The 20,796-nt window shown below is 69.6% G+C and carries 18 protein-coding genes and 1 pseudogene; 9 read left to right on the forward strand and 10 right to left on the reverse strand.

The annotated features are described in order from the left end of the window. The first annotated feature begins 13 nt into the window (after window positions 1-13). Together QSK31_RS33335 and mraY are read left to right on the forward strand one after the other, a co-directional pair. Window positions 14-1,222 carry a threonine synthase gene (locus tag QSK31_RS33335; RefSeq protein ID WP_285688563.1) on the forward strand — a complete coding sequence of 403 codons (1,209 nt, stop codon included), beginning with the start codon at window positions 14-16 and terminating at the stop codon, window positions 1,220-1,222. 136 nt (window positions 1,223-1,358) lie between these two features. Then, entirely contained in the window at window positions 1,359-2,471 is a 1,113-nt protein-coding gene (mraY, locus tag QSK31_RS33340; protein WP_285688564.1) for a phospho-N-acetylmuramoyl-pentapeptide-transferase, read from the forward strand. On the opposite strand, the gene QSK31_RS33345 is transcribed toward mraY, so the two are convergent. The 7 genes from QSK31_RS33345 to QSK31_RS33375 form a co-directional block, all read right to left on the reverse strand. Continuing rightward, window positions 2,468-4,390: a bifunctional copper resistance protein CopD/cytochrome c oxidase assembly protein gene (locus tag QSK31_RS33345; RefSeq protein ID WP_285688565.1), complete on the reverse strand. Its 1,923-nt coding sequence runs from the start codon at window positions 4,388-4,390 to the stop codon at window positions 2,468-2,470. The two genes, mraY and QSK31_RS33345, sit on opposite strands and share 4 nt — an antisense overlap. 139 nt (window positions 4,391-4,529) lie before the next feature. After that, window positions 4,530-5,315 (reverse strand): hypothetical protein, encoded by a 786-nt coding sequence (locus QSK31_RS33350; RefSeq protein WP_285688566.1) that lies wholly within the window; start codon window positions 5,313-5,315, stop codon window positions 4,530-4,532. Window positions 5,316-5,408: 93 nt separating this feature from the next. Next, window positions 5,409-7,202 carry a tetratricopeptide repeat protein gene (locus QSK31_RS33355; RefSeq protein ID WP_285688567.1) on the reverse strand — a complete coding sequence of 598 codons (1,794 nt, stop codon included), beginning with the start codon at window positions 7,200-7,202 and terminating at the stop codon, window positions 5,409-5,411. 32 nt (window positions 7,203-7,234) lie between these two features. Continuing rightward, on the reverse strand, window positions 7,235-8,281 hold the full coding sequence (locus tag QSK31_RS33360; RefSeq protein WP_285688568.1) for a serine/threonine protein kinase: 1,047 nt from the start codon (window positions 8,279-8,281) through the stop codon (window positions 7,235-7,237). Further along, window positions 8,278-8,580, reverse strand: coding sequence for a helix-turn-helix domain-containing protein (locus tag QSK31_RS33365; RefSeq protein ID WP_285688570.1), 303 nt, complete (start codon window positions 8,578-8,580; stop codon window positions 8,278-8,280). Before QSK31_RS33365 ends, QSK31_RS33360 begins: the two co-directional genes overlap by 4 nt. A gap of 227 nt (window positions 8,581-8,807) precedes the next feature. After that, entirely contained in the window at window positions 8,808-9,446 is a 639-nt protein-coding gene (locus tag QSK31_RS33370; protein ID WP_285688571.1) for a YidC/Oxa1 family membrane protein insertase, read from the reverse strand. A 52-nt stretch (window positions 9,447-9,498) separates the two neighbouring features. Beyond that, window positions 9,499-9,765 (reverse strand): DUF6412 domain-containing protein, encoded by a 267-nt coding sequence (locus QSK31_RS33375; RefSeq protein WP_285688572.1) that lies wholly within the window; start codon window positions 9,763-9,765, stop codon window positions 9,499-9,501. Between the two features lie 101 nt (window positions 9,766-9,866). Between QSK31_RS33375 and QSK31_RS33380 the strand changes: the two genes are divergently transcribed. Beyond that, on the forward strand, window positions 9,867-11,138 hold the full coding sequence (locus QSK31_RS33380) for a prolyl oligopeptidase family serine peptidase (protein ID WP_285688573.1): 1,272 nt from the start codon (window positions 9,867-9,869) through the stop codon (window positions 11,136-11,138). 5 nt (window positions 11,139-11,143) lie between these two features. Here the strand turns inward: QSK31_RS33380 and QSK31_RS33385 are convergent, their stop codons facing one another. Both QSK31_RS33385 and QSK31_RS33390 read right to left on the reverse strand, forming a co-directional pair. Then, complete coding sequence (locus QSK31_RS33385; RefSeq protein ID WP_285688574.1) at window positions 11,144-12,082, reverse strand: TIGR03557 family F420-dependent LLM class oxidoreductase; 939 nt, start codon at window positions 12,080-12,082, stop codon at window positions 11,144-11,146. 34 nt (window positions 12,083-12,116) lie between these two features. Further along, complete coding sequence (locus QSK31_RS33390) at window positions 12,117-13,106, reverse strand: LacI family DNA-binding transcriptional regulator (RefSeq protein ID WP_285688575.1); 990 nt, start codon at window positions 13,104-13,106, stop codon at window positions 12,117-12,119. A gap of 143 nt (window positions 13,107-13,249) precedes the next feature. Between QSK31_RS33390 and QSK31_RS33395 the strand changes: the two genes are divergently transcribed. The 4 genes from QSK31_RS33395 to QSK31_RS48910 all read left to right on the forward strand — a co-directional run bounded on the left by QSK31_RS33395 (window position 13,250) and on the right by QSK31_RS48910 (window position 17,122). After that, complete coding sequence (locus tag QSK31_RS33395) at window positions 13,250-14,608, forward strand: extracellular solute-binding protein (protein WP_285688576.1); 1,359 nt, start codon at window positions 13,250-13,252, stop codon at window positions 14,606-14,608. After that, entirely contained in the window at window positions 14,605-15,474 is an 870-nt protein-coding gene (locus QSK31_RS33400) for a carbohydrate ABC transporter permease (RefSeq protein ID WP_285688577.1), read from the forward strand. The genes QSK31_RS33395 and QSK31_RS33400 overlap by 4 nt, the downstream gene beginning before the upstream one ends. After that, window positions 15,471-16,361, forward strand: a complete 891-nt coding sequence (locus QSK31_RS33405; RefSeq protein WP_285688578.1) for a carbohydrate ABC transporter permease — start codon at window positions 15,471-15,473, stop codon at window positions 16,359-16,361. Before QSK31_RS33400 ends, QSK31_RS33405 begins: the two co-directional genes overlap by 4 nt. 197 nt (window positions 16,362-16,558) lie before the next feature. Beyond that, window positions 16,559-17,122: a methyltransferase gene (locus QSK31_RS48910; protein WP_352244524.1), complete on the forward strand. Its 564-nt coding sequence runs from the start codon at window positions 16,559-16,561 to the stop codon at window positions 17,120-17,122. A 165-nt stretch (window positions 17,123-17,287) separates the two neighbouring features. On the opposite strand, the pseudogene QSK31_RS48915 reads toward QSK31_RS48910, so the two are convergent. Next, window positions 17,288-18,001 (reverse strand): annotated as a pseudogene (locus tag QSK31_RS48915) (CPBP family intramembrane glutamic endopeptidase); the annotation flags it as partial. Between the two features lie 101 nt (window positions 18,002-18,102). Between QSK31_RS48915 and QSK31_RS33415 the strand changes: the two are divergent. Both QSK31_RS33415 and QSK31_RS33420 read left to right on the forward strand, forming a co-directional pair. Continuing rightward, window positions 18,103-20,073 carry a sensor histidine kinase gene (locus tag QSK31_RS33415; RefSeq protein WP_285688580.1) on the forward strand — a complete coding sequence of 657 codons (1,971 nt, stop codon included), beginning with the start codon at window positions 18,103-18,105 and terminating at the stop codon, window positions 20,071-20,073. Beyond that, complete coding sequence (locus QSK31_RS33420; protein ID WP_285688624.1) at window positions 20,058-20,738, forward strand: response regulator; 681 nt, start codon at window positions 20,058-20,060, stop codon at window positions 20,736-20,738. Before QSK31_RS33415 ends, QSK31_RS33420 begins: the two co-directional genes overlap by 16 nt. Window positions 20,739-20,796 lie beyond the last annotated feature (58 nt).

A 20,796-nucleotide genomic window follows, 5' to 3' on the forward strand; every position in this document is an offset into this window, starting at 1 on the left:
TAGGGTCGGCGGGATGAGCAGCGCGTTGTCACATCTGGAGTGCGGGCGGTGTGGCACGCGGTACGACGCGGACGTACCACAGAATCTGTGCACGTGCGGGCGGCCGCTCCTGGCCCGCTACGACCTGGGGCGGGTGACCGTGACGCCGGCCGAGGTCGCCGCCCGGCCGCCGGATCTCTGGCGTTACCGGGAACTGCTTCCGGTGCGCGACCCGGGCAACGTCGTCACTCTCGGCGAGGGGATGACGCCGCTGGTGCCTGTGCCCCGGTTCGGCGTCCGGGCCGGCGTACTGGATCTGCTCGTGAAGGACGAAGCGCTCCTGCCCACCGGCAGCTTCAAGGCACGCGGCGCCGCGGTCGGGGTGTCCCGGGCGCATGAGCTCGGCATCACGCGGATCACCATGCCCACCAACGGCAACGCCGGCGCCGCCTGGGCGACCTACGCCGCCCGCGCCGGAATGGAGGCGCTCGTGGTGGCGCCCGCACTGGCACCGGCGTTCACCCGGGCCGAGGCGGTGCTCGCCGGCGCCCGCGTGCACGTGGTGGACGGGCTGATCGCCGACGCGGGACGGCTGGCCGCCCAGGCGGTCGAGCGGGGCTGGTTCAGCACGGCCACGCTGCGGGAGCCGTACCGGGTCGAGGGCAAGAAGACGATGGGCATCGAGATCGCCGAGCAGCTCGGCTGGCGGCTGCCCGACGTGATCGTCTACCCGACCGGCGGCGGGGTGGGCCTGATCGGCATCCGCAAGGCGCTGGACGAGCTACGCGAACTCGGCTGGATCAGCGGTCCGCTGCCCCGGCTGGTGGCGGTGCAGGCGACCGGGTGCGCGCCGATCGTGCGGGCCTTCGAGTCCGGGGCGGAGACCGCCGACCCGTGGCCGGCCGACCAGGCGCGAACCGCCGCGTTCGGCATCAACGTGGCCGGCACGCTCGGCGACTTCCTGGTGCTCGACGCGGTCCGCGACAGCGGCGGCACCGCGGTGGCCGTGCCGGACGACGAGATCATGGCCGCCCAGGCGGAGTGCGCGGCCAGCGACGGCATGCTGATGTGCCCCGAGGGCGCCGCGACCCTGGCCGCCGTCCGCCGCCTCCGGTCCGGCGGCTGGCTCTCCGGCGACGAGCGGGTGGTCGTGCTGAACACCGGCGCCGCCGCCAACTACGCCGACACGCTCCCGATGCCCCCGCCGGCGCTGCTCTCCCCGGACGCGGTGCTGCCCGGGTAGCCGCCGCTTCTCACGGCGACATCTCCGCACGTGGGGTTGGGCTATCCTGCCCGTCGTCAGTTCCGGCAACGAGCAGTAAGAAAAGGTCGAGCGTAGATAAGCGGCGCCGGCCCTGGGAAAGGTACGGTGCGCGTTCGTGAAGGCGGTCGTCGTCGCGGCAGTCGTGGCGTTTGTGCTCACCTTGTTCGGAACCCCGCTCATCATCAAGATGATGGTCCGCCTCAAGGTGGCTCAACCCATCAGGGACGAGCTTGGTCTGGCCTCCAACAAGACCAAGCGCGGAACCCCGACGATGGGCGGATTGGGATTCATCGTGGCCACGCCGGTCGCGTACGTGGCCGGGCACATAGCCTTGGTCACTCTGCCGGAGGCACAGATCGGGCAGGTCAGTCCCACCATTACGGCGCTTGTTCTGCTGGGCATCTTCTTCGCCTGCGGCGCAGTCGGTTTCATCGACGACTACCTCAAGGTGGTGGTCCGGAGCACCGCCGGGCTGAGCGCCAAGGGAAAGCTGTTCGGTCAGCTTCTGGGCGGCACCACCTTCGGGTTGATCGCGATGTACTTCCCCTCGACCAACGGGAAGACCGTCGGCTCCACCCACCTCTCGTTCGTCAAGGACATCTCTTGGCTGAATATCACCAAGGTCGGCGCCGTCGCCGTATTCGTGCTCATGGTGCTGTTCATGAGCAATGCGGTCAACATCACCGACGGCATGGACGGGCTGGCGACCGGAACGTCGGTTCTGGTGTTCGGCGCGTACGCGGTCATCGGCTATTGGCAGTACAAGCATTGGTGCGGTGACACCGCCGGCTATGCGGCCGATCCCAACGCCTACTGTTACGCCGTCCGCGATCCACTCGAAGTCGCGATCATAGCCGCCGGAGTGGCCGGGGCGTGCCTCGGCTTTCTCTGGTCGAACACCTCGCCGGCGCGAATCTTCATGGGCGATGCCGGGTCATTGGGACTCGGGGGTCTGCTGGTCGCCCTGGCAATGGCAACCCACACCATTCTGCTGCTGCCCATCATCGGATTCTTGTATGTGATGGACACCATGTCGGTCGTCATCCAGGTGATCTCGTATCGCACCACCGGAAAGCGAATCTTCCGATTGTCGCCGATCCATCACCACTTCGAGCTCGCCGGTTGGAGCGAGGTCACTGTCGTCACGCGGTTCTGGATCATCGCGCTGCTGTGCGCCGGAATCGGCCTGTGCTTCTTCTATGGCGACTTCCTCCAGAACACCACCTAGGCTGTTGCGCTTGACTGTGGGAGCCGGTCGTCGGCGCGGTCGAGGCGGGCCTGCTCGCGCTCGTCGGCCCGGATCCAGCGGCGGATCAGCAGGAGCAGGACGACCGCGCCGGGGAGTTCGCCGAAAGCCCAGGCCAGCCCGGCGCCCAGGTGCTGGTCGGCGAGCAGGTCGCCGGCCCAGGGCGGGTGCACGGCCGGGTACCAGTCGGCGCCGATCACCGTCGTGGACTGCAGCAACACGAAGCCGAAGAACGCGTGCGCCGCCATCGCCAGGAAGTGCACGCCCAGCAGCAGCGGCACCGGGACGCGGCGGCGGCCGGGGTCGACGCCGATCAGCACCCAGAACAGCAGGTAGCCGGAGAGCACGAAGTGCAGCAGCATCGCCAGGTGGCCGAGGTGGTAGCGCATCAGGGTGCCGAGCAGGTCACCGAAGTACAGGCCGTACAGGCTGACCACGTAGACGGCCAGGGCGACCAGCGGATTGCCGAGGAACCGCAGCACCCGGCTGTGCAGGACGACCAGCAGCCACTCGCGCGCGCCGCGGACCTCCGGGTCGGCGGGGCGGCGGAGAGCGCGCAGGGCCAGCGTGACCGGCGCGCCGCCGACCAGCAGGATCGGCACCACCATCGACAGCACCATGTGCTGCACCATGTGGACGCTGAACAGCACGTACGCGTACTTGGCCACGCCCAGGCAGGTGATCGCGGCGAGCAGCAGCATGCCGGCCACCCACGACACCGTCCGGCCGATCGGCCAGCCGTGGCCCACGCGGCGCACCCCGACCAGGTAGGCGGCGATCCCGGCCGCGGCCAGGGTCAGGAAGAACAGGTCCGGCAGCAGGTCGCCGATCATCCGGGCCGCGGTCGGCGGGCCGGGCGGCGTGAAGCCCAGCAGCTCCACCAGCGGATCCGGCCGGGTCAGCACCTCTTCCTCAGGCGTCGGGCTGCGCGACAACGCCACCGCCAGCCCGATGGTCGCGCCGAGCACGATCAGCTCGCCGGCCGCCAGGCGCACGAAGGCCCTCGGCGCACCGGCCTCCAGCGCGGGCAGCGTGCGACCGCGGTGCGCCGCCCCGATCACTCCGACGATCAAGAGCGCAAAGACCTTGATGAGTACGAGTACGCCGTACCGCGACGTCCACAGTGCCGGCCACTCCCCCAGCCGCACCGCCGCGTTGACCACCCCGCTGAACGCCGCCGCCACGAAACACGCCAGCGCGAGGCGGCTGTACCGGGCGGCCGTGGCGGCGAAACGCCGGTGCCGGCGTACCGTCAGCAGACCGGCGAGACCACCCACCCAGAGCGACGCCGCCAGCACATGCAGAGCCAGACTCGTGACCGCGACCTGGTGGTCGCCGGCCGAGGCCGCATGGCCGGTGAAGGCCGGCGGCAGCAGTCCCGCCATCGCCGCGACGGCGGCGGCCGCTGCCACAGCGCGCGACACCCCGGCACGGGACAACACGGCCACCAGCAGGGCGAGTCCCGCCCGCACCAGCAGCGACTGCCCCTGCCCGATGGACGCCGCGAAGCTCACCACCGACGCCGGGCCCAGGTCGGCGACCGGCACGCCGAGGACGTCCGACACCGTAAGCACGACCGACAGCAGCGCCGCCACCGCCCAGACCAGCGCCGCCCAGGTGGCCCGGCGCAGCAGCAGCCAGCCGTGCGCCGCCACGCTGCGACCGTCCCCGGGCAGCAGGAACGCCGCGGTCACGGTCGCGCCGACGGTCAGCACTCCGGCGGCGTTGCCCAGGAACGTGACCGCGGGCAGCGCCCACTCGGTCAGCGGTCCCGGGCTGGGTATGCCCGGGAGCACGGTGCCGTCGACCGCTCCCCCACCGATCAGGGCGGCGATCAGGGCGGCCACGGACACCGCGGCGGTCGTGCCCACCAGGGCGGGTGTTCTCAGTTCGGGGCGCACCGAGCATCAGTCGGTACCCGCCCCGCCCTGGTTCCCGGCGTGATGAAGGCGTGATGGATCGCCGGGGCGGCCGGTCCGGCAACGACCGGCCGGCCCGGCGGCACAGGTGTAGTCGTTCGAAGATGCCGTTCGGTTCCCGTCAGGCGACGGCCCGCGGCGACGGCAACGTCTTGGCGGCCGAGTCCGACTCGGTTCTGATCCGCTCGAACCAGGCGGCGAAATGCCGGACACGCTCGGCGCTCGCCTCGCCGGCCGTCGACGAGATCACCTCGACGCCGCTCTGCGGGGCGGAGAAGGACAGGTTCTGCGGCAGGCAGGGCGAGAAGTAGAGGCAGTCGTCGTCGAGCAGAAGCGCATGCCAGGTAGGGCGGTGGTCGTAGAGGTAGGCGCTCAGGCTCCGGCCGTGGCTCGCCATGCGCGGCGCCTGCGAGTCGAGGAAGCGGGCCATCCGCACCACCGTGGCCCTCAGCTGATCAGGCACCGGACCGTCCGGAACCCGGCACACGTCACCCTCGGGATCGAGCATCGCGAGCTCCACGCTCAGCGTCCCGCCCGCGCTGCCCTTCCCGTTCAGGCCGTCCAGGATCAGGTTCTGGGTGAACGGCCAGACTGCCTCCAGGGTCACGCCGATCCATCGCATCCGGACGGTCCGCCCTTCCCTCAGGCGTCGCTCGATGTCGGACCGGATGGCCGGCGACGCCTCGGAGAAGCTCGGATACCAGACGGAGGCCGAGGCCCCCGCCACCCGGGAGTCGATGGTGAACAGCACGTTCAGGATCAGAGCGAGCATGGCGACCGTCGCGGCGAGTTGGAGCTTCCGATTGTCCACACTGCCCGCCACGGTGATCAGTCCCAACAGCACGAATGCGACGTACTTCCGCTGAGCCAGATAGATCACGCGAAGTCTCTCCAGAACCGTTCCCATCGCGCCCCTCCGCCGCCGGAATACGCCAACCGTGAATATTCTGTCTCCACGGCTGACGTTCCGCCATGCCAGGAATTTCGGCGCGGATTCGATCTAGCGCGAGCCCTCCCTTTCGGCCACTTCGGCGAGCAGCCGCAAGTTCGGATCTTCGTACCAATGAGGCGGCAGCTCCAAGGAAAGGAGATCGGCCGCGCTCGCGTCCGGCCCGCGCATGCCGAACCGGCCGATCGCCACCCGCTCGTTAAGCGCCAGCATCGCCGCCACGCGGACACGTTCGGACTTCTCCGCCACCTCGACCCTCATGCCCGCCAGGGCTCGCTGGTAGCACAGGAGTCCCTCCCTGGCATGCCCGGCCGCGAAGGCGATCAGCCCGGCCGTGGCATCCCGGGCGTATCCGCTCGCACTCATCCTGGCAAGGACGGACGCGGCCTGCCGCGGGTTACCGTCCATCGCCAGCGCATAGGCGGTGTTATTGAGAATCATGTTGCTCATCGGAAGTCGTTTCAATGCGAGCCCGCCGCGTTTGGCGGCCTCGGAATAGTTTCCCTTGAAGATGCTCAGGAGATAGATCGAGAGGGCCGTCGCGGTTTCGTCCATCGGTTTCGCCGCGGCATAGTCGGAGACAATCCGGAACTCCTCGTCGAGGTCGTACCGCCAATGCGCGATCCGCGCCCTGACCGGCATCAGATCCTCCGGTTCGTGCCATTCCTGAGCCTGCTCCACGAAGCCGGCGAACGAGAGTGCGTCGGACGCCCGGTCGGCGAGTGCGAGGTAGGCCGCGATGACGTTCAGGTTCCGTCCGGCAGTGAGTTCCGCCTGGGTCCTGATCTCGCGCAGCGTCTCGGCACGGGAGAGTTTGCCCCGCCGGAACCGCAGCATCGCGATGTTGGTCCTGATCTCGGCGCCGATCGGACCGTCCTTGCGGCGATGAGGGTCGGCAAACGCCGCCCGAAGGAGTTTGAGCGCCTTGTCGAACCGGTCCGCCTTCACCAGGACGCCGGCTCGCTCGAGGACCAGGTCGACGTCCCGGCCTCGGACGTTGTCGAGCCGATGCAGTTCCTTGAGCGCCTCGTCGAACTCCCTCAGGTTCACCAGATAGGCAACCAGATTGAGGCTCGCCAGCTTATCCATCGGACTGAGGAGCACCGCCTGCCGAGCCGCCTTGACCGCGCGTTTCGGCGAACCGAGGTTCGCATAGGCGTAGGCCATGTTGACCAGGGTTTCGGTGCTGGGCTCGCCGTCCCGGTGGATGAGGCGGAGCTCGTGAAGCGCCATGTCGGGTGATCCACGACGAAGGTAGAGCCACGCGGCGAGCGAGCGGGCAGACACCCTCTCGTCGTCACGGACCAGGTCGAGCGCCCGGTCCAGATCGTTACGCCGCACCGCCAACGCCGCCAGCAACAGTCGATGGCCGGCGTTCGCGGGCAGACGCACCAGCCATCGCTCGGCTACGTCCGGTTTCCCGATGGCGGCGAGGACCGCCGCGGCGGAATAGATCGCCGGTGGGTCAGGTGACGTCGCGGCGCTCTGATCGAGGCAGATTTGCAGTGCCCGCTCGGCTGCGTCCGATGCCACCTCGAGACGGCCGTCGTTGTGCGCCGCTTGAGCCAGCCGGGACCAGGCCGCGCTGGAACCGTCGTGGCTCAGCGCCAGGCGCCTGGCGCCCTCGAACGCTGCCGTCCGGAGTCCCCGCAGGTGCTTGGTCACCCGCCCGGACTCCGGACCGTCGTCCGCCACCTGCTTCGCGGAGCGGTACCGGTTGATCTCGGAAATCAGTCCGACCGATTCGAGAATCGGGGACGTGACCCGGAGAGCGCCGGGTTCGGCACTTAACGTCAGCGTCGGTGAAGAGATCACGACGGCGCTAGAGTCGCCGGCAGGAATCATGTCCCTTCCCCTCTCTTTCTCCTGGTACGCCGTTACTGAGATGCATGCTTGTTCATTTTCGCAAGAATGTCGACGCGACGGATGAGCCAATCCAGCCCGTCCTGCACGCGCACCGGGCGACCCACGATCTTCGGGAGGCGCCGAGCCGGATCCGGATCACACAGTTGGCGGACGAGTTGCGTCGCGTAGTTCGCAATACCCTGCGGCAACTCCGCCCGGAATTTATCGAAGGCGTCTTCATAGCGAAGGCGCAGATCGCTCGTCTGACTCTCGTACCGCGCCTTCCGCGCACGAGGCGGCAGGTTCTTCACCTCGGCGATCCTGTCCAGACCGCTGCCGAGCGCGATCGCCGTGATGCCCTGGCCGGTGGCCAGCTCGTAAAGAATGGAACCGAGGCCGTAGAGATCCGCCAGCTGCCAGACCACGGCTTTGTCGACGCCCTGCATCCAGAGAAGTTCGGGCGGAGCGAAACGATAGTCACCCTGACCGGCCAGGTATTCGATAGCTGATTGTCGTGCGGGAATCAGCAGATCCCTGGACCGTCCGAGATCGGACACCTTCGCCGTCGGCTGACGATCCACTCTCAGCACGAGACAGTTGCTCGATTTCAGGTCGCGATGGACGATCTTGTTGAGATGCATCTGATGCACACCCAGGACGACACCGCGGAAGAGTCTGAGCCGGGCGTCCCAGCTCAGGCGCTCCCGGTGCACGACCAACTCCTCCAGGCACCCCTCCGCCAGCTCCATGACGATGTAGGGCGCGCGGATGTCCACGGTTCGCTCGTGCGGCTGGGACACCAACGGCACGGTGCCCTCGCCATGAGCGATCCAGTCGACCACATGCGACTTCCTGCGCAACTTGTAGAGCAGTTCGTTCTCGTTGTCGAACTCGGCGAGGATCACCCGGTCGTGATTCAACTTGAGGAACTTCATGGCGACCGATATGCCGGTCCGGAAGTCGACCGCTTGGAAGACCAGCCCGAAATAACCCTCATTGAGGAACTCTTTGACGTCGTAATTACCGAATCGGCGGCGTAAGTACAGTAGCGCGTCGTCGGGGGGAACATCTGGATTCATGATCCCTCCAGGTTGCCGTATTCCTCCCGGAGCCTGTGGATGACCTCGGGATTATCGCGGAGGATCTGCACTACATCCTCTGGCACAATTCCTTGCTCGAGGCCCAGCAGGTCCTCGTCGATCTCGTAATAGCGCGCCGCCTTGCCGACGACCTCCGGTGACGGCAACTTCTCGCCGCGCTCGAGGCGGGAAAGGTGGCCGGGGGTGATGCCTAATTTATCTGCTGCCGTAACCAACGTGGCACCTCTGCGCCGGCGAATCTCGCGCAGCAGGCGTACGGCATCGTCCCCCTTGGCCATGGGACCAATCTAGGACACTTTGTCCAGCCAGACAAAGTGATCTAGGAAATTCGGCGAAGTGTCATCCCGGAGGGTGTACGGAGCGGTTCGTCCGCCAAAATCTTGATGATCGGATGCGCCGCGTTCGACGACCTCAGGCCTCGACTGACCGGCGGCGCCGGCCGATGACGAACCCGCCGGGCGAGCGCCGGGGTGAGCACCTCAACCAGGCGCGCGTCCGCGAGCGCTCAGCCGCGCGGCGCGGGGGCGGGGGCGGGCTCGCTCGGCGGGCGGCGCAGCACTGCCTGCTCGAGGGCGGACCACGCCGCCGAGGTCACCAGGTAGAGGCCGGCCGCCAGGGGCAGGATGAGCATCGTGGGGACGCCGAGGTAGGGCAGCCACGTCATCCACCGCGGCGTCTCCGGGTTGAGCCGGCGCATTCGCCGCGACGACCACCAGGCCAGCGCGGCCGACAGCGCAATCAACGCGGCGAAGACGGGGACGGCCGCGGCCACGTGCGCGGTGAGCGGGAAGCCGAGGAGGGTTCCGGCGATCAGCCCGTCGTTGCTGACCCGGAACATCAGCATCAGGAACGGCGCCTGGGCGAGGGCGGGCAGCAGGGCGCCGAACGGGCTGATCCCGTGCTCGCGCTGCAGCTCGACGGTGGCGGTGGCCAGCGCCATCGGGTCGTTCTTGTGCCTGGTCCGCAGGGCGGCCATCTGCGGGGCGAGGGCGGCCTGGCGTTTCACGCCGCGGATCTGCCAGTAGGTGAGCGGGCTGATCAGCAGCCGGACGGCGACGGTGAACAGGACGATTGCCAGCGCGGGCGTGGAGACGGCGGCCAGGGCGTTGATGATCGAATGGGCGAAGTGCACGAAAAAGGACATGGGTGTACCCCTGCGTTCCAGAGACGAGACGTGGAAGCGGAGGCGGCGAGGATTACGCCGCCGGGCACACCGACGGGGCTCGGGAGCGCGGGCGACCGGCGGCGTCGGGGTCGCTGAGGCGCGGACGCACGGTGATGCGCGAGCGGGCTCGCGAGACCCCGGCCGGGGGCCGGGAGACAGGCAGCGCGATGGCGGCGGCCGCGACGACGATCAGCAGGGCGGCGGCCGCGACGGCCAGGCCGAGCACGAGCTCGGCGGCCGTGCCGCCTCCGCCCGGCAGCACAGGGCTCAGCAGCAGCCAGAGCGCCTGGAGCATCATGCCCAGCAATCTATCCCTCGCCCGCAAGACCACCACTGTGGTAGACCGTCATCAATGCAACACGTCTGAAACATGATCGACCCGGAGGTCTCCGCGTGGCCATGCCCATCAGTCGTCGCACCGTTCTGGCCGTGGGCGCCGGCGCCGCCGCGGGCCTGTCCCTGCCGGCCGCCGCCCAGGCCGGCGCCGCCCACACCGGCGAGCGGAAGGGCAGCACGAGAAGCGTCACGTTCCGGTTGGACGCGACCACTCTCGACGGTGGCGAGCAGGTCACCTCGCTCACCCTGGACACGTCCCGGTTCGGGCCGATCGACCGGTCGAGCCTGACGACCGGCACGTTCAGCGTGCACGCCAAGGCCACCAGTCCCCTCCCGATCGCCCCGGGCGACGCCATCTACAGCGAGTACGACCTGGACCGCCCGGTGACCGCGGCACGCGTCGACCGGCACGGCGACATCGTGCTCGAGCTCAGCCATGCGGAGGGGCAACTCGGCGGCGGCACGCTCGGCTACATCGCGAGCAAAGGCCGCAACGTGCGGCTCGTCCTCACGTACACGATCACCCAGAATGTGCCCTTGATCCTCCGCACCGGGCGCCAGGTGACGATCGGCGCCTTCGAGCAGGGCCGGCTGGCCAACCCGGAGGTGGACGCGTTCAGCTACCACGAGTCCCGCTCGGGCCTGAAGTACCGGCTCTACTCCCCCGCGCCCACCCCGGGGCGACGGCCGCTGATCGTCTGGCTGCACGGCGGCGGCGAGGGCGCGTCGCTGCCGGACAACTACTACGACAACGAGACGACGTTGCGGGCCAACCGGGGCGCGCTGGGCTTCGCCACACCGCAGGCCCAGCGGATCTTCGACGGCGCCTACGTGGTCGCGCCGCAGAGCACGTCGTTCTGGCTGGAGGACGGCCCCCGGTTCGCGCCGCTGATCCGCGAGATCGTCCGGGCGGTCTCGCGCCGGCACCCGATCGATCCGGGCCGGATCCACGTCGTCGGGTGCAGCAACGGCGGCTACATGAGCCTGAAGATGACGACGACCTACCCGGACCTGTTCGCCTCGTCCGTGCCGATCTGCGGCGTCGTCCAGTCGTTGCAGCCGGGCGGCCCGACGATGATCACCGACGCCGAGCTGCTGTCCATCGACACCCCGACCTGGCTGGTCGCCTCGAAGGACGACACGACGGTGCCGCCGACGCCGAACACGGTGCACGCCCACGACCTGATCCGGGGCTCCCGGATGAGCCTCTACGACACGGTCACCTGGAACGGCCACCGGTTCCCGGGTCACTGGTCATGGATCTATGTGGCGCGCAACGATCCGAGCGTCAACGGCACGCACGTCTGGCAGTGGATGTCCCGGCGCCGCCGCTGAACGGCCTACAGGAACTCGCGGCGGTACATGTCGATGAGCTCGCCGTAGTCCGGTCCCATGTTGGCGATGTACACCTCGTCGAACCCGGCCTTCTCGTACGCCCGCAGCTGCTCGGCGTGCCCGGCCGGGTCCGGCCCGCAGACCACCGCGTCCTTGGTCATGTCCTCGGTGACCAGCTGCGAGGCCTGCTCGAAGTGCCGCGGTGACGGCAGGACCTGGGACAGTTCGCCGGGCACACTGGCGTTGGCCCAGAGCCGGTGCGCCGTGCGTACGCCCGCCTGCTCCGAAGGAGCCCAGCAGCCCTTGAACCCGCCCTGCACGGGCTTGTCGCCCCCACCCAGATCGCGGAATCTCCGCACCAGGTCGCCGTCGGGCATCGTCGAGACGTAGCCGTCGCCGATCCGCGCGGCCACCTCGACCGCCTTGGGGCCGAACGCCGAGATGTAGACCTTCGGCGGTTCGGCCGGGAGGGTGTAGATGCGTGCCTGGTCGACCTGGTAGTGCCGGCCACGATGGGTGACGAACTCGCCCTTCCAAAGCTCGCGCATCACCTCGACCGCCTCCTCGAGCATCTCCAGCCGCTCGCGGGCGTTCGGCCACCGATCGCCGAGGATGTGCTCGTTGAGAGCCTCGCCGGTGCCGACGCCGAGCACGAAGCGGCCGTCGTGCAGCACCGCGCTGGTGGCCGCGGCCTGCGCCGTGACGGCCGGGTGGATCCGGATGATCGGGCAGGTCACCGCCGTGGTGATCGGGATCGTGACGACCTGGCTGAGAGCGCCGATGATCGACCATACGAACGGGCTGTGGCCCTGCTCGTCGTTCCACGGGTGGAAGTGGTCGGAGATCCACAGGCTCTGGAAGCCGGCGTCCTGGGCCAGCCGCGCCTGCTCGATCAGCTGGGCGGGCGTGTACTCCTCGCATGACAGAAAGTAACCAATGCGCATGGCCACCGGATACCCCGTCGCCGCCGAAGCATGCTCACCGGCCGCCACGGGTGACCAGGGTGGTGCGGTGCACCGAGCGTTTCGGCGGCCCGTCGGCGCCGGTCATCCGGGCGAAGAGCAGCTCGGCGGCGTGCGCGCCGAAGGCCGTGGCGTCGTAGGTGACCAGGGTGATCGGGTACGGCAGCAGGTCGGCGAACTCGACGTCGTCGAAGGCCGCGACGCCGACCTTCGTCTCCCGGACGGCGTGCAGCACCCCCACGCACATGCGGTTGTTGTCGGCGAAGAAGGCGTCCACCGCGGCCGTGCCGGCGAGCAGGTCGCAGGCGGCGACGCGGGCGTCGTCCACGGTGTGCGCGTTCAGCCGGACCAGCGCCGGGTCGTACGGCAGACCGGCCCGCCTGAGCGCCTGCTTGTACCCGGCCAGCCGGTGCTTGCCGGTGCTGACCGACGGGTCGCCGCCGACGTAGGCGATGCGCCGCCGGCCCTGCCCGAGCAGGCTCTCGACGGCCTTGCGGGCGCCGCCCTGGTTGTCCAGCACGATCGCGTCGGCGGGCACCCCGGCCGGGGTGCGGTCCAGGAAGACGATCGGCACCCAGCGGCCGAGTTCGGCGTGCAGGTCTCGCTGGGTGTGCGCGGTCGGTACGACCAGAACACCGTCGACGCGCCGCCGCAGCACGAGGTCGCGCAGCAGGTCGCGTTCCCGGTCGTAGCTCTGCCGGGTGCTGGCCACCACGAGCATGTGCTGGTGGCGGCGGGCCACCTCCTCCGCGCCGTCGGTGACCGCCGACCAGAACGGGTTGACCGCGTCCTCGATGACGAGCGCGACCGTGTCGGTGGTCTGCCCGGGGCGCAGGGACCGGGCCGCCTCGTTGCGCTCGAAGCCGAGCTCGGCGATGGCCCGCTCGACGGAGGCACGGGTCTCGTCCCGGATGTAGCGCTCGTTGTTGACCACCCGCGAGACGGTCGCGGGACTGACCCCTGCTGCCCTCGCGACGTCGTGCATCGTGGGCCGGCGCTGTGCCACGTCTGCTCCGAAGCTCGTCCGTCACAACTGTTGCGCTGCAAACGCTATCTGATTACGTTCTCAGAGAACGTTAACAGAGACGATACTCATTTGATCTTGCGCTGGTAAGCCACCCGATCGGGTCAATCGTGTGAGGAGTCCTGATGCGGCCGAAACTCGTCCTCGCCGCGCTGTCCGCTCTAGCCCTTACCGTGGCCGCGGCCGGCTGCGGTGGGTCGGACAGCGGCGCCGACGACAAGACCATCACCATCGCGTACCAGAAGTTCGGATCCTTCATCCAGCTGGACAAGCAACTCCAGGACGTGAAGAAGGAGTACGAGGCGGCGCACGCCGGCTACACCGTCAAGCTGCTGCCCATCGAGGCGTCCGAAAACGACTACTACACCAAGCTCTCGCTGATGAACCGGTCGCCGAAGACCGCCCCGGATGTCATGTACGAGGACACGTTCCTCATCAACACCGACATCCAGGCAGGCTTCCTCGCCCCGATCGACGAATACCTCAGCGGCTGGAAGGACTGGAGCCAGTTCACCGACGCCGCGAAGGCCGCCGGCAAGGCCCAGGACGGCAAGACGTACGGCGTGCCGATGGGCACCGACACCCGCGCCCTCTGGTACGACAAGGGCATCTTCCAGAAGGCCGGCCTCACCGTGCCGTGGGAGCCCAAGTCCTGGAACGACGTCCTCACCGCCGCACGCGCCATCAAGCAGAAGGTGCCCGGCGTGACGCCGCTCAACGTCTACTCCGGCAAGGGCGCCGGTGAGGGCGCGACCATGCAGGGCTTCGAGATGCTGCTGTACGGCACGAAGCACACGCTCTACGACGACGCCCAGAAGAAGTGGATCGTGCAGAGCCCCGGCTTCAACGACTCCCTGAACTTCATCAAGACGATCTTCGACGAGAAGCTCGCGCCCGCGCCGCAGGACGCCCTCGACCCCAACTGGGGCACCAAGGTCAACACCGAGCTGTTCCCCACCGGCAAGCTCGGCATCAGCCTCGACGGCTCCTGGGTCAGCAGCACCTGGCTGGAGAGCGGCAGCAAGCCGTGGCCCGAGTGGAACGACAAGCTCGGCTACACCGCGATGCCCACCCAGAACGGCGAGGCGCCCGGCAAGATCAGCATGTCCGGCGGCTGGCTGCTCTCGGTCGGCGCGAACGCCAAGGACAAGAAGGCCTCCTTCGACTTCGTGGCCACGATGCTGAACAAGGAGAACACCAAGAAGTACGACATCGCGGCCGGCCAGATCGCCGAACGCAAGGACGTCGCGGCCGACCCTGAATACCTGAAGTCGAACCCGTCGCTCAAGTTCTTCACCGACCTCGTCGAGGTCACCAAGTTCCGCCCGGCGTACCCGGACTATCCGAACGTCTCCAACGGCATCCAGGTCGCCATGGAGTCGGTGATGACCGGCCAGCAGTCGGTCGACCAGGCCGCGAAGACGTTCGCCGAGTCGACCACCGCGGCGGTCGGCGGACCCGACAAGGTGACCACCGCACAATGACGACCTCCACCGCCCCGCGGGCAGCCAGGATCGGGGCGTTCGCCCCGGCCCTGCTGCTGCTCGCGGTCTTCTTCGCCGGCCCGCTGATCTGGGCCGTCTACAGCGCCTTCACCGACGTCGCCCTCACCGGCTCGGCCGAGGTGAACTTCATCGGGGTGGACAACTTCACCACGATGTGGAACGACGCGCAGTTCTGGAACTCGCTCTGGCTGACGCTGATCTTCGTGGTCGGCTCGGCCGTGATCGGCCAGAACACGCTGGGCCTGCTCATCGCCCTGCTGCTGCGCGGCCGCAGCCAGTCCGCCCGCGGTCTGGTCAGCGGCCTGGTCATCGCCGCCTGGACGGTGCCCGAGGTGGTGGCCGGCTTCTGCTGGTACTCCTACCTGCACCGGGACGGGACGCTGAACGGCATCCTGGGCTGGGTCGGGCTCGACCAGAACTGGCTCTACACGACGCCGATGCTGGCGGTCATCCTGGCCAACGTGTGGCGCGGCACGGCGTTCTCGATGCTGGTCTACCAGGCCGCGCTCAACGACGTCCCGCCGGAGCTGCACGAGGCGGCGGCGGTGGACGGGGCGTCGGCCTGGCAGCGCCTCAGGAGGGTGACCCTGCCGCTGATCCGCCGGTCGATCGTCAGCAACCTGATGCTCATCACACTGCAGACCCTGGCCGCGTTCGGCCTCATCTACGTGATGACCAAGGGCGGGCCCGGCAACAAGAGCTCGACGACGCCGATCTACATGTACCAGGAGTCGTTCCAGTTCTACAAGCTCGGCTACGGCACGGCGATGGCGTTGGTGCTGCTGGTGATCGGGGCGATCTTCTCGCTCATCTACGTACGCCTGATCAAGGTGGACAACCTATGACCCAGACCCTCGCTCCTCCGCCGCCGGTCAAGGCGAAGTCCCGCCCGACGGCCGACCTCACGATGCCCGGCCGCGGCCCGATGCGGTTCGCCGTCTACCTGGTCCTGGTGATCGTCGCGATCGCCTTCTTCCTGCCGTTCCTGTGGCTGGTGGTGGCGTCGATCCAGCCCGGCGCGGCCCTCTCGGCGGACATCACCTGGCAGTTCTCGTTCAAGAACTTCGCCGACGTCCTCAACGTCGACACCATCTTCCGCCCGGTGCTCAACTCGCTGATCATCTCCGGCGGCACGGCACTGATCACGGTGTTCGCGGCGACGCTGGCGGCCTACCCGCTGTCGCGCTACCGCAGCCGCTTCGGAAGGCTGTTCCTGTACGGCATCCTGTTCTCCACGGGCCTGCCGATCACCGCGGTCATGGTGCCGGTCTACACCATGTACAGCCAGTTCGAACTCACCGACTCGGTGCCCGCCCTGATCCTGTTCATGGCCGCGTCATCCCTGCCGTTCGCCATCTGGATGATGAAGAATTTCATGGACTCGGTGCCGGTCGAGCTGGAGGAGGCGGCCTGGACGGACGGCGCCGGCTGGTTCCAGTCGCTGCGCCGGATCATCCTGCCGCTGATGATCCCCGGCCTGACGGTGGTCTTCGTCTTCACCTTCGTCACCCAGTGGGGCAACTTCTTCGTGCCGTTCATCCTGTTGCAGAGCCCCGAAAGCCAGCCCGCCTCGGTGACCATCTACACGTTCTTCTCGACCTACGGCCAGGTCGCCTACGGCCAGCTGGCCGCCTTCGCGATCCTCTACACCCTGCCGGTGGTCCTGCTCTACACGGCCATGTCCCGCGTCTTCGGCGGAGCCTTCAGCCTCACCGGCGCGGTCAAGGGCTAGATCAAAACCATTCGACGGTACGCGCGACGAAGTCCCCCAACCGCAACGGCCGAGTCCCGCCCTCTCCCGCGACGGAGGTGGTGGGCCGAGGCCGTTGGCGCGTTCCGGCGAAGGATTGTTTTCACGCTCGGTGCTGGACGGGCAGACGCCGCGCGACGGCGACAGTAGGTTCCCGGACATGAGATCCGAGAGTCCATATGAGACGGTGCTGCAGATGGTTTCGCCGGCACCGAGACGCTGGCCCTCCTGCACGGCGACAGCCCGGAGTCGTTGAAGGATTTCGCGATCGCCATGTCCGGCGGCGGGGTCTCGCCCGGCTCGCCCGGCATCCGGGCCTCGAGGGGATCGTGCTGGACCTGCCGCACGCCGGCCCGGGCGCCCGTGCCGCCGCCGCGGCCCGCGGTCTCGACGACCGGTTCACGGCGGAGCCCGGCGACTTCTTCTCCGAGATCCCGCGCGGCGACCTACTGCTGCTGAAGTACATCCTGCACGACTGGAAGGACGAGAACTGCCTGCGGATCCTGGCGAACTGCCGGGACGCCCTGCACCCGGGCGGCCGGGTGGTCATCACCGAGATCGTCATGGACGACCGGCCCACCGGCATCGGACCGCTGATGGATCTGGGGATGCTCACCGCCGCCGGCAGCCGGGAGCGCAGCCTGGCCCAGTTCGACACCTTGCTGAGCGGGGCCGGTCTGCGCCGGGTCGCCGCCACGCCGGTCCAGCCGCCGTACGTCGTGATCGAGGCCGTCCCGGTCTGAGGGCAGCGGCGCGTCCTGGCGGCGGACGATCAGGACCACGATCCACGCGTACGCCAGGAGGACGCCGAAGTCGACGACGGCGAGCTGCCACGGCATGTCCGCGGCGGTCTCGTCCATGCTGAGGTCGCCGTAGTAGGCGGCCAGGCCGGCGCCGATCACGTTGTTCATCACGTGCAGCGCGATCGCCGCCTCCAACCCGCCGGTGCGTACGGTCAGCCACCCGGCGACCAGGCCGAACACGACCAGGTCGGCAAAGCCCCACGGCGTTCCCCAGCCGTGCAGGGCGGCGAACACCACGGCCTGCACCCCGATCGGCACCCACGGCCGCCGGAACCACGTGCCGACGGCCTGCAGCAGCCAGCCGCGCGTCAGGTACTCCTCGGCGGCGGCCTGGAGTGGAACTACCAGCAGCAGGACGGCCATCGACGTCGCGATCGCGGCGAACGCGACCGGGGCGTCACCGAACCCGGCGTCCATTCCGGTGACCGCGCCCAGCGCGGTGCCGCCGGCCAGGACGACCACGACCGCGACGGCCGCGACAGGCAGGCAGCGCCGCAGCAGTCGCCACCGCAGCCGCCCGGTCACCGAGGAGAGGGTGCCGGCCGGGCGGCGCTGGATCCACCGCGCCGCCAGCAGGATCGGCGGCAGCAGCAGCGCGATCCCGAGGAACGCCAGGGCCAGGTCGGCGAGCGGGCCGAAGGTCGGCAACCCGTCGGCGTCCTCGGGGCTACCGAGGATCGAGGCGAGGATCGAGGCGCCCCCGTAGAGGCCGGTCATGCCGACGACGGCCGCGGCGAGGATGAAGGCGGTGCCGGCGACGGGTCGCCACCAGCGGTGCGCGCCGGTGCGGGCGAGGCGGTGATATTCGATGCTCGACATGCCGAGAATTCTGTCGATCCGGCGTGTCCGGCGAATCAGGCCGCAGCCGGATCCCGACCCCTGCCCCAGGGCATAGACGCCCCGCTACCCTGGGCGTCATCATGACTCCCCGGCGGATCTGGCTGCTGCCCGCGGCGCTGGCCGTGCTGCAGCTGGCGTTCTGGCCGGGCCTGCCGCTCGCCCGTGGTGAGGCGGTCGATCCGGCGACCGCGGCAGCGGTCGCGGCGATCACCGCCGGGCTGGCCGCCGCCCTGTCGTGGCGCCGCCGTGCGCCGGTCGCGGTCACCGCCGCCGCGGCCGTCGCGGTCAGCCTCGGCGCCTGGGTGGTGCCCGGCCAGGTGTTCCTCGCGCCGGGCGACGCGGTCACGATCAACACGCTCACCGACCTGGTGGCGCTGTTCAGCGTGGCCGTGCTGCGGTCGCTGCGGACGACCGCGCTGGTCGTCGCCGGCCTGCTGGTCTGGCAGGCGGGCCTGATCCCGGCCCTGAACGGCGTGACCGCCGACTACCCGGCCGATCTGGCGCTCGGCGCGATCGTCTACACGGTCGTCGCCTCGGCCGGCCGCGTCCGGCGCCGCTGGGTGGGTGACCGGGAGGCGGCGGCCCAGCGCCTCGCCGACGCCGAGCGGGCCCGGCACGAGGCGGCCGGCGCGGAACGACGCCGCCTCGCCCGCGAGCTGCACGACGTGACCGCGCACCACCTGACCTCGATCGTGGTGAACGCGTCGGCCGCCCAGTTCCTCGCCGACCAGCGCCCCGACCTGCGCGACGAGGCGCTGGCCTTCGCGTCCCGTACCGGCCGGCAGGCGATCGACGACCTGCACCGCCTGGTCGCCGTTCTGCCGACGGCCGAGGAGACCGCCGCCGCGCCCCCGGCCGTGGCCGATCTCGCCGACGACTTCCGCCGGCTCGGGCAGGTGGTCACGGTGGAGGCGGCCGACGACCCGCCACCGGCCGCGGCCGAGGTGCTGCACGCGATCGCCCGGGAGGCTTTGACCAACACCCTGCGTTATGCGCCGGGCGGTCACGTCACCCTGATCCAGAGGTACGGCCCGGACGGCGCTCACCTGGTGATCGAGGACGACGGCGCCGCCGGGACGTCCCCGGCGACCGGGCTGGGTGGCGGGCGTGGGCTGGCCGGGCTGCGCGAACGGGCCGCGGCGCTGGGCGGCACGGTCGAGGCCGGTCCGCGGGCCGAAGGCGGCTGGCGGGTAACCGCGACTCTCCCGCCCGTCCACGTTGCCCGTCCGCGCCGTGAACGTCCGGGCGGCGAAACGGTGCTGGACGCGGGCCTGATGCTGCTGACCCTGGCCGTGCCGCTGTCCTCGGTGGCCTTCCTCGCCGAGGAAGGCGCCGAGCCGGCCGCGGTGACCCTTCTGCTGCTGGCCGCGGTCGCGCACTCGGCCCCGCTGCTCTGGCGCCGCCGGCATCCCCGGGCGGTGTTCGCCGCGGTCGCGCTGACCACCTGGCTGTTGCCCATCCTGCAGCTCACCGGCGTGGTGCCGAACGCCGGCGAGCTCATCCTCTCCAGCCCCGGCGCCGACGTGGCCGCGATCTACACGGCGGCGGTCGCGGTCCGCCCCGCCCGCTCCTGGCTCGCCCCGGTCGTCTCGCTGGCGAGCACCGCACTCGCCGCCGCGCTCCTGCTGACCGTCGAGACCCCCGCCGAGGACCTCGGCGGCAGCCGTCTCGACGCCGCCCTGCTCTTCCTGCTCTCCACGGCGTTCGTGGCATTCCTGCTGGTCGTGCCGTACGGGGGTGCGTTGCTGGCCGGCTACCTGGTCCGGCGCCGCCGCGCTCAGCGGCACGACCGGGAGCACGGGCTGGTCGCCGTCGAGGGAATGCGGGCCGAGGCGCGCGCCCGAGCCGAACGCTCCCGCATCGCCGAGGGCCTGCGCGTGGCCGTCCTGGAACACGCCGCCCGGGTGCCGCGGGCCGCCGAGGAGGCCGATCTCCCCGCCGTGCTCGACGCCTCCAAACAGGCGCTTTCCGCGATGCGCGGCCTGCTCGACAATCTGGGACCGCGCCTCGACACCACCGACCGGGAGGTCTCGTCATCGCCGTCCGTGTGATCGTCGTCGACGACCAGGTGATGGTCCGTGCCGGGCTGTGCGCGATCATCGGCTCGCAGGACGACCTCGAGGTGGTCGGCGAGGCAGGTGACGGCGTGGCCGCGCTCGAGCTCGCCGCCCGGGCCGAGCCGGACGTCGTGGTGATGGACGTCCGGATGCCCGGCATGGACGGCCTGTCGGCGACCGCTCTGCTCACCGCGTCCGAGCGTCCGCCGCGGGTGCTGGTGCTGACCACGTTCCACGAGGACGCGTACGTCTTCGCCGCGCTGCGGGCGGGCGCGTCGGGTTTCATGCTCAAGGATTCCGATCCGGCCGACCTGGTGGCCGCGGTCCGTACCGTGGCGGCCGGCGAGGCGATGCTCAGCCCCGCGGTCACCCGCCGGCTGATCGACGCGTTCGCGACCGGGCAGGTGGCCTCCGCCCGTCCGGACGACCCCCGCCTGGCCATGCTCACCCCGCGCGAACGTGACGTGCTGGTCCACCTGGCCACCGGACTGTCCAATGCGGAGATCGGCGAGGTGCTGGGCATCGCCGCCGGCACGGTCAAGGCGCATGTCAACGCGCTGCTGCCCAAGCTGGGCGCGCGCGACCGGGTGCAGGCCACCATCGTCGCGTACGACCTGGGCCTGGCCCGCCCCGGTGGAGGTAACACCCCCACGCGATAGGCGTGCTGGCGTCACTGCGCTTCCCGGGCCGCTGCGACAGGCTCGAGCCGATCGGCTG

Source organism: Actinoplanes sp. NBRC 103695 (genome assembly GCF_030269485.1).
GTDB lineage: Bacteria > Actinomycetota > Actinomycetes > Mycobacteriales > Micromonosporaceae > Actinoplanes.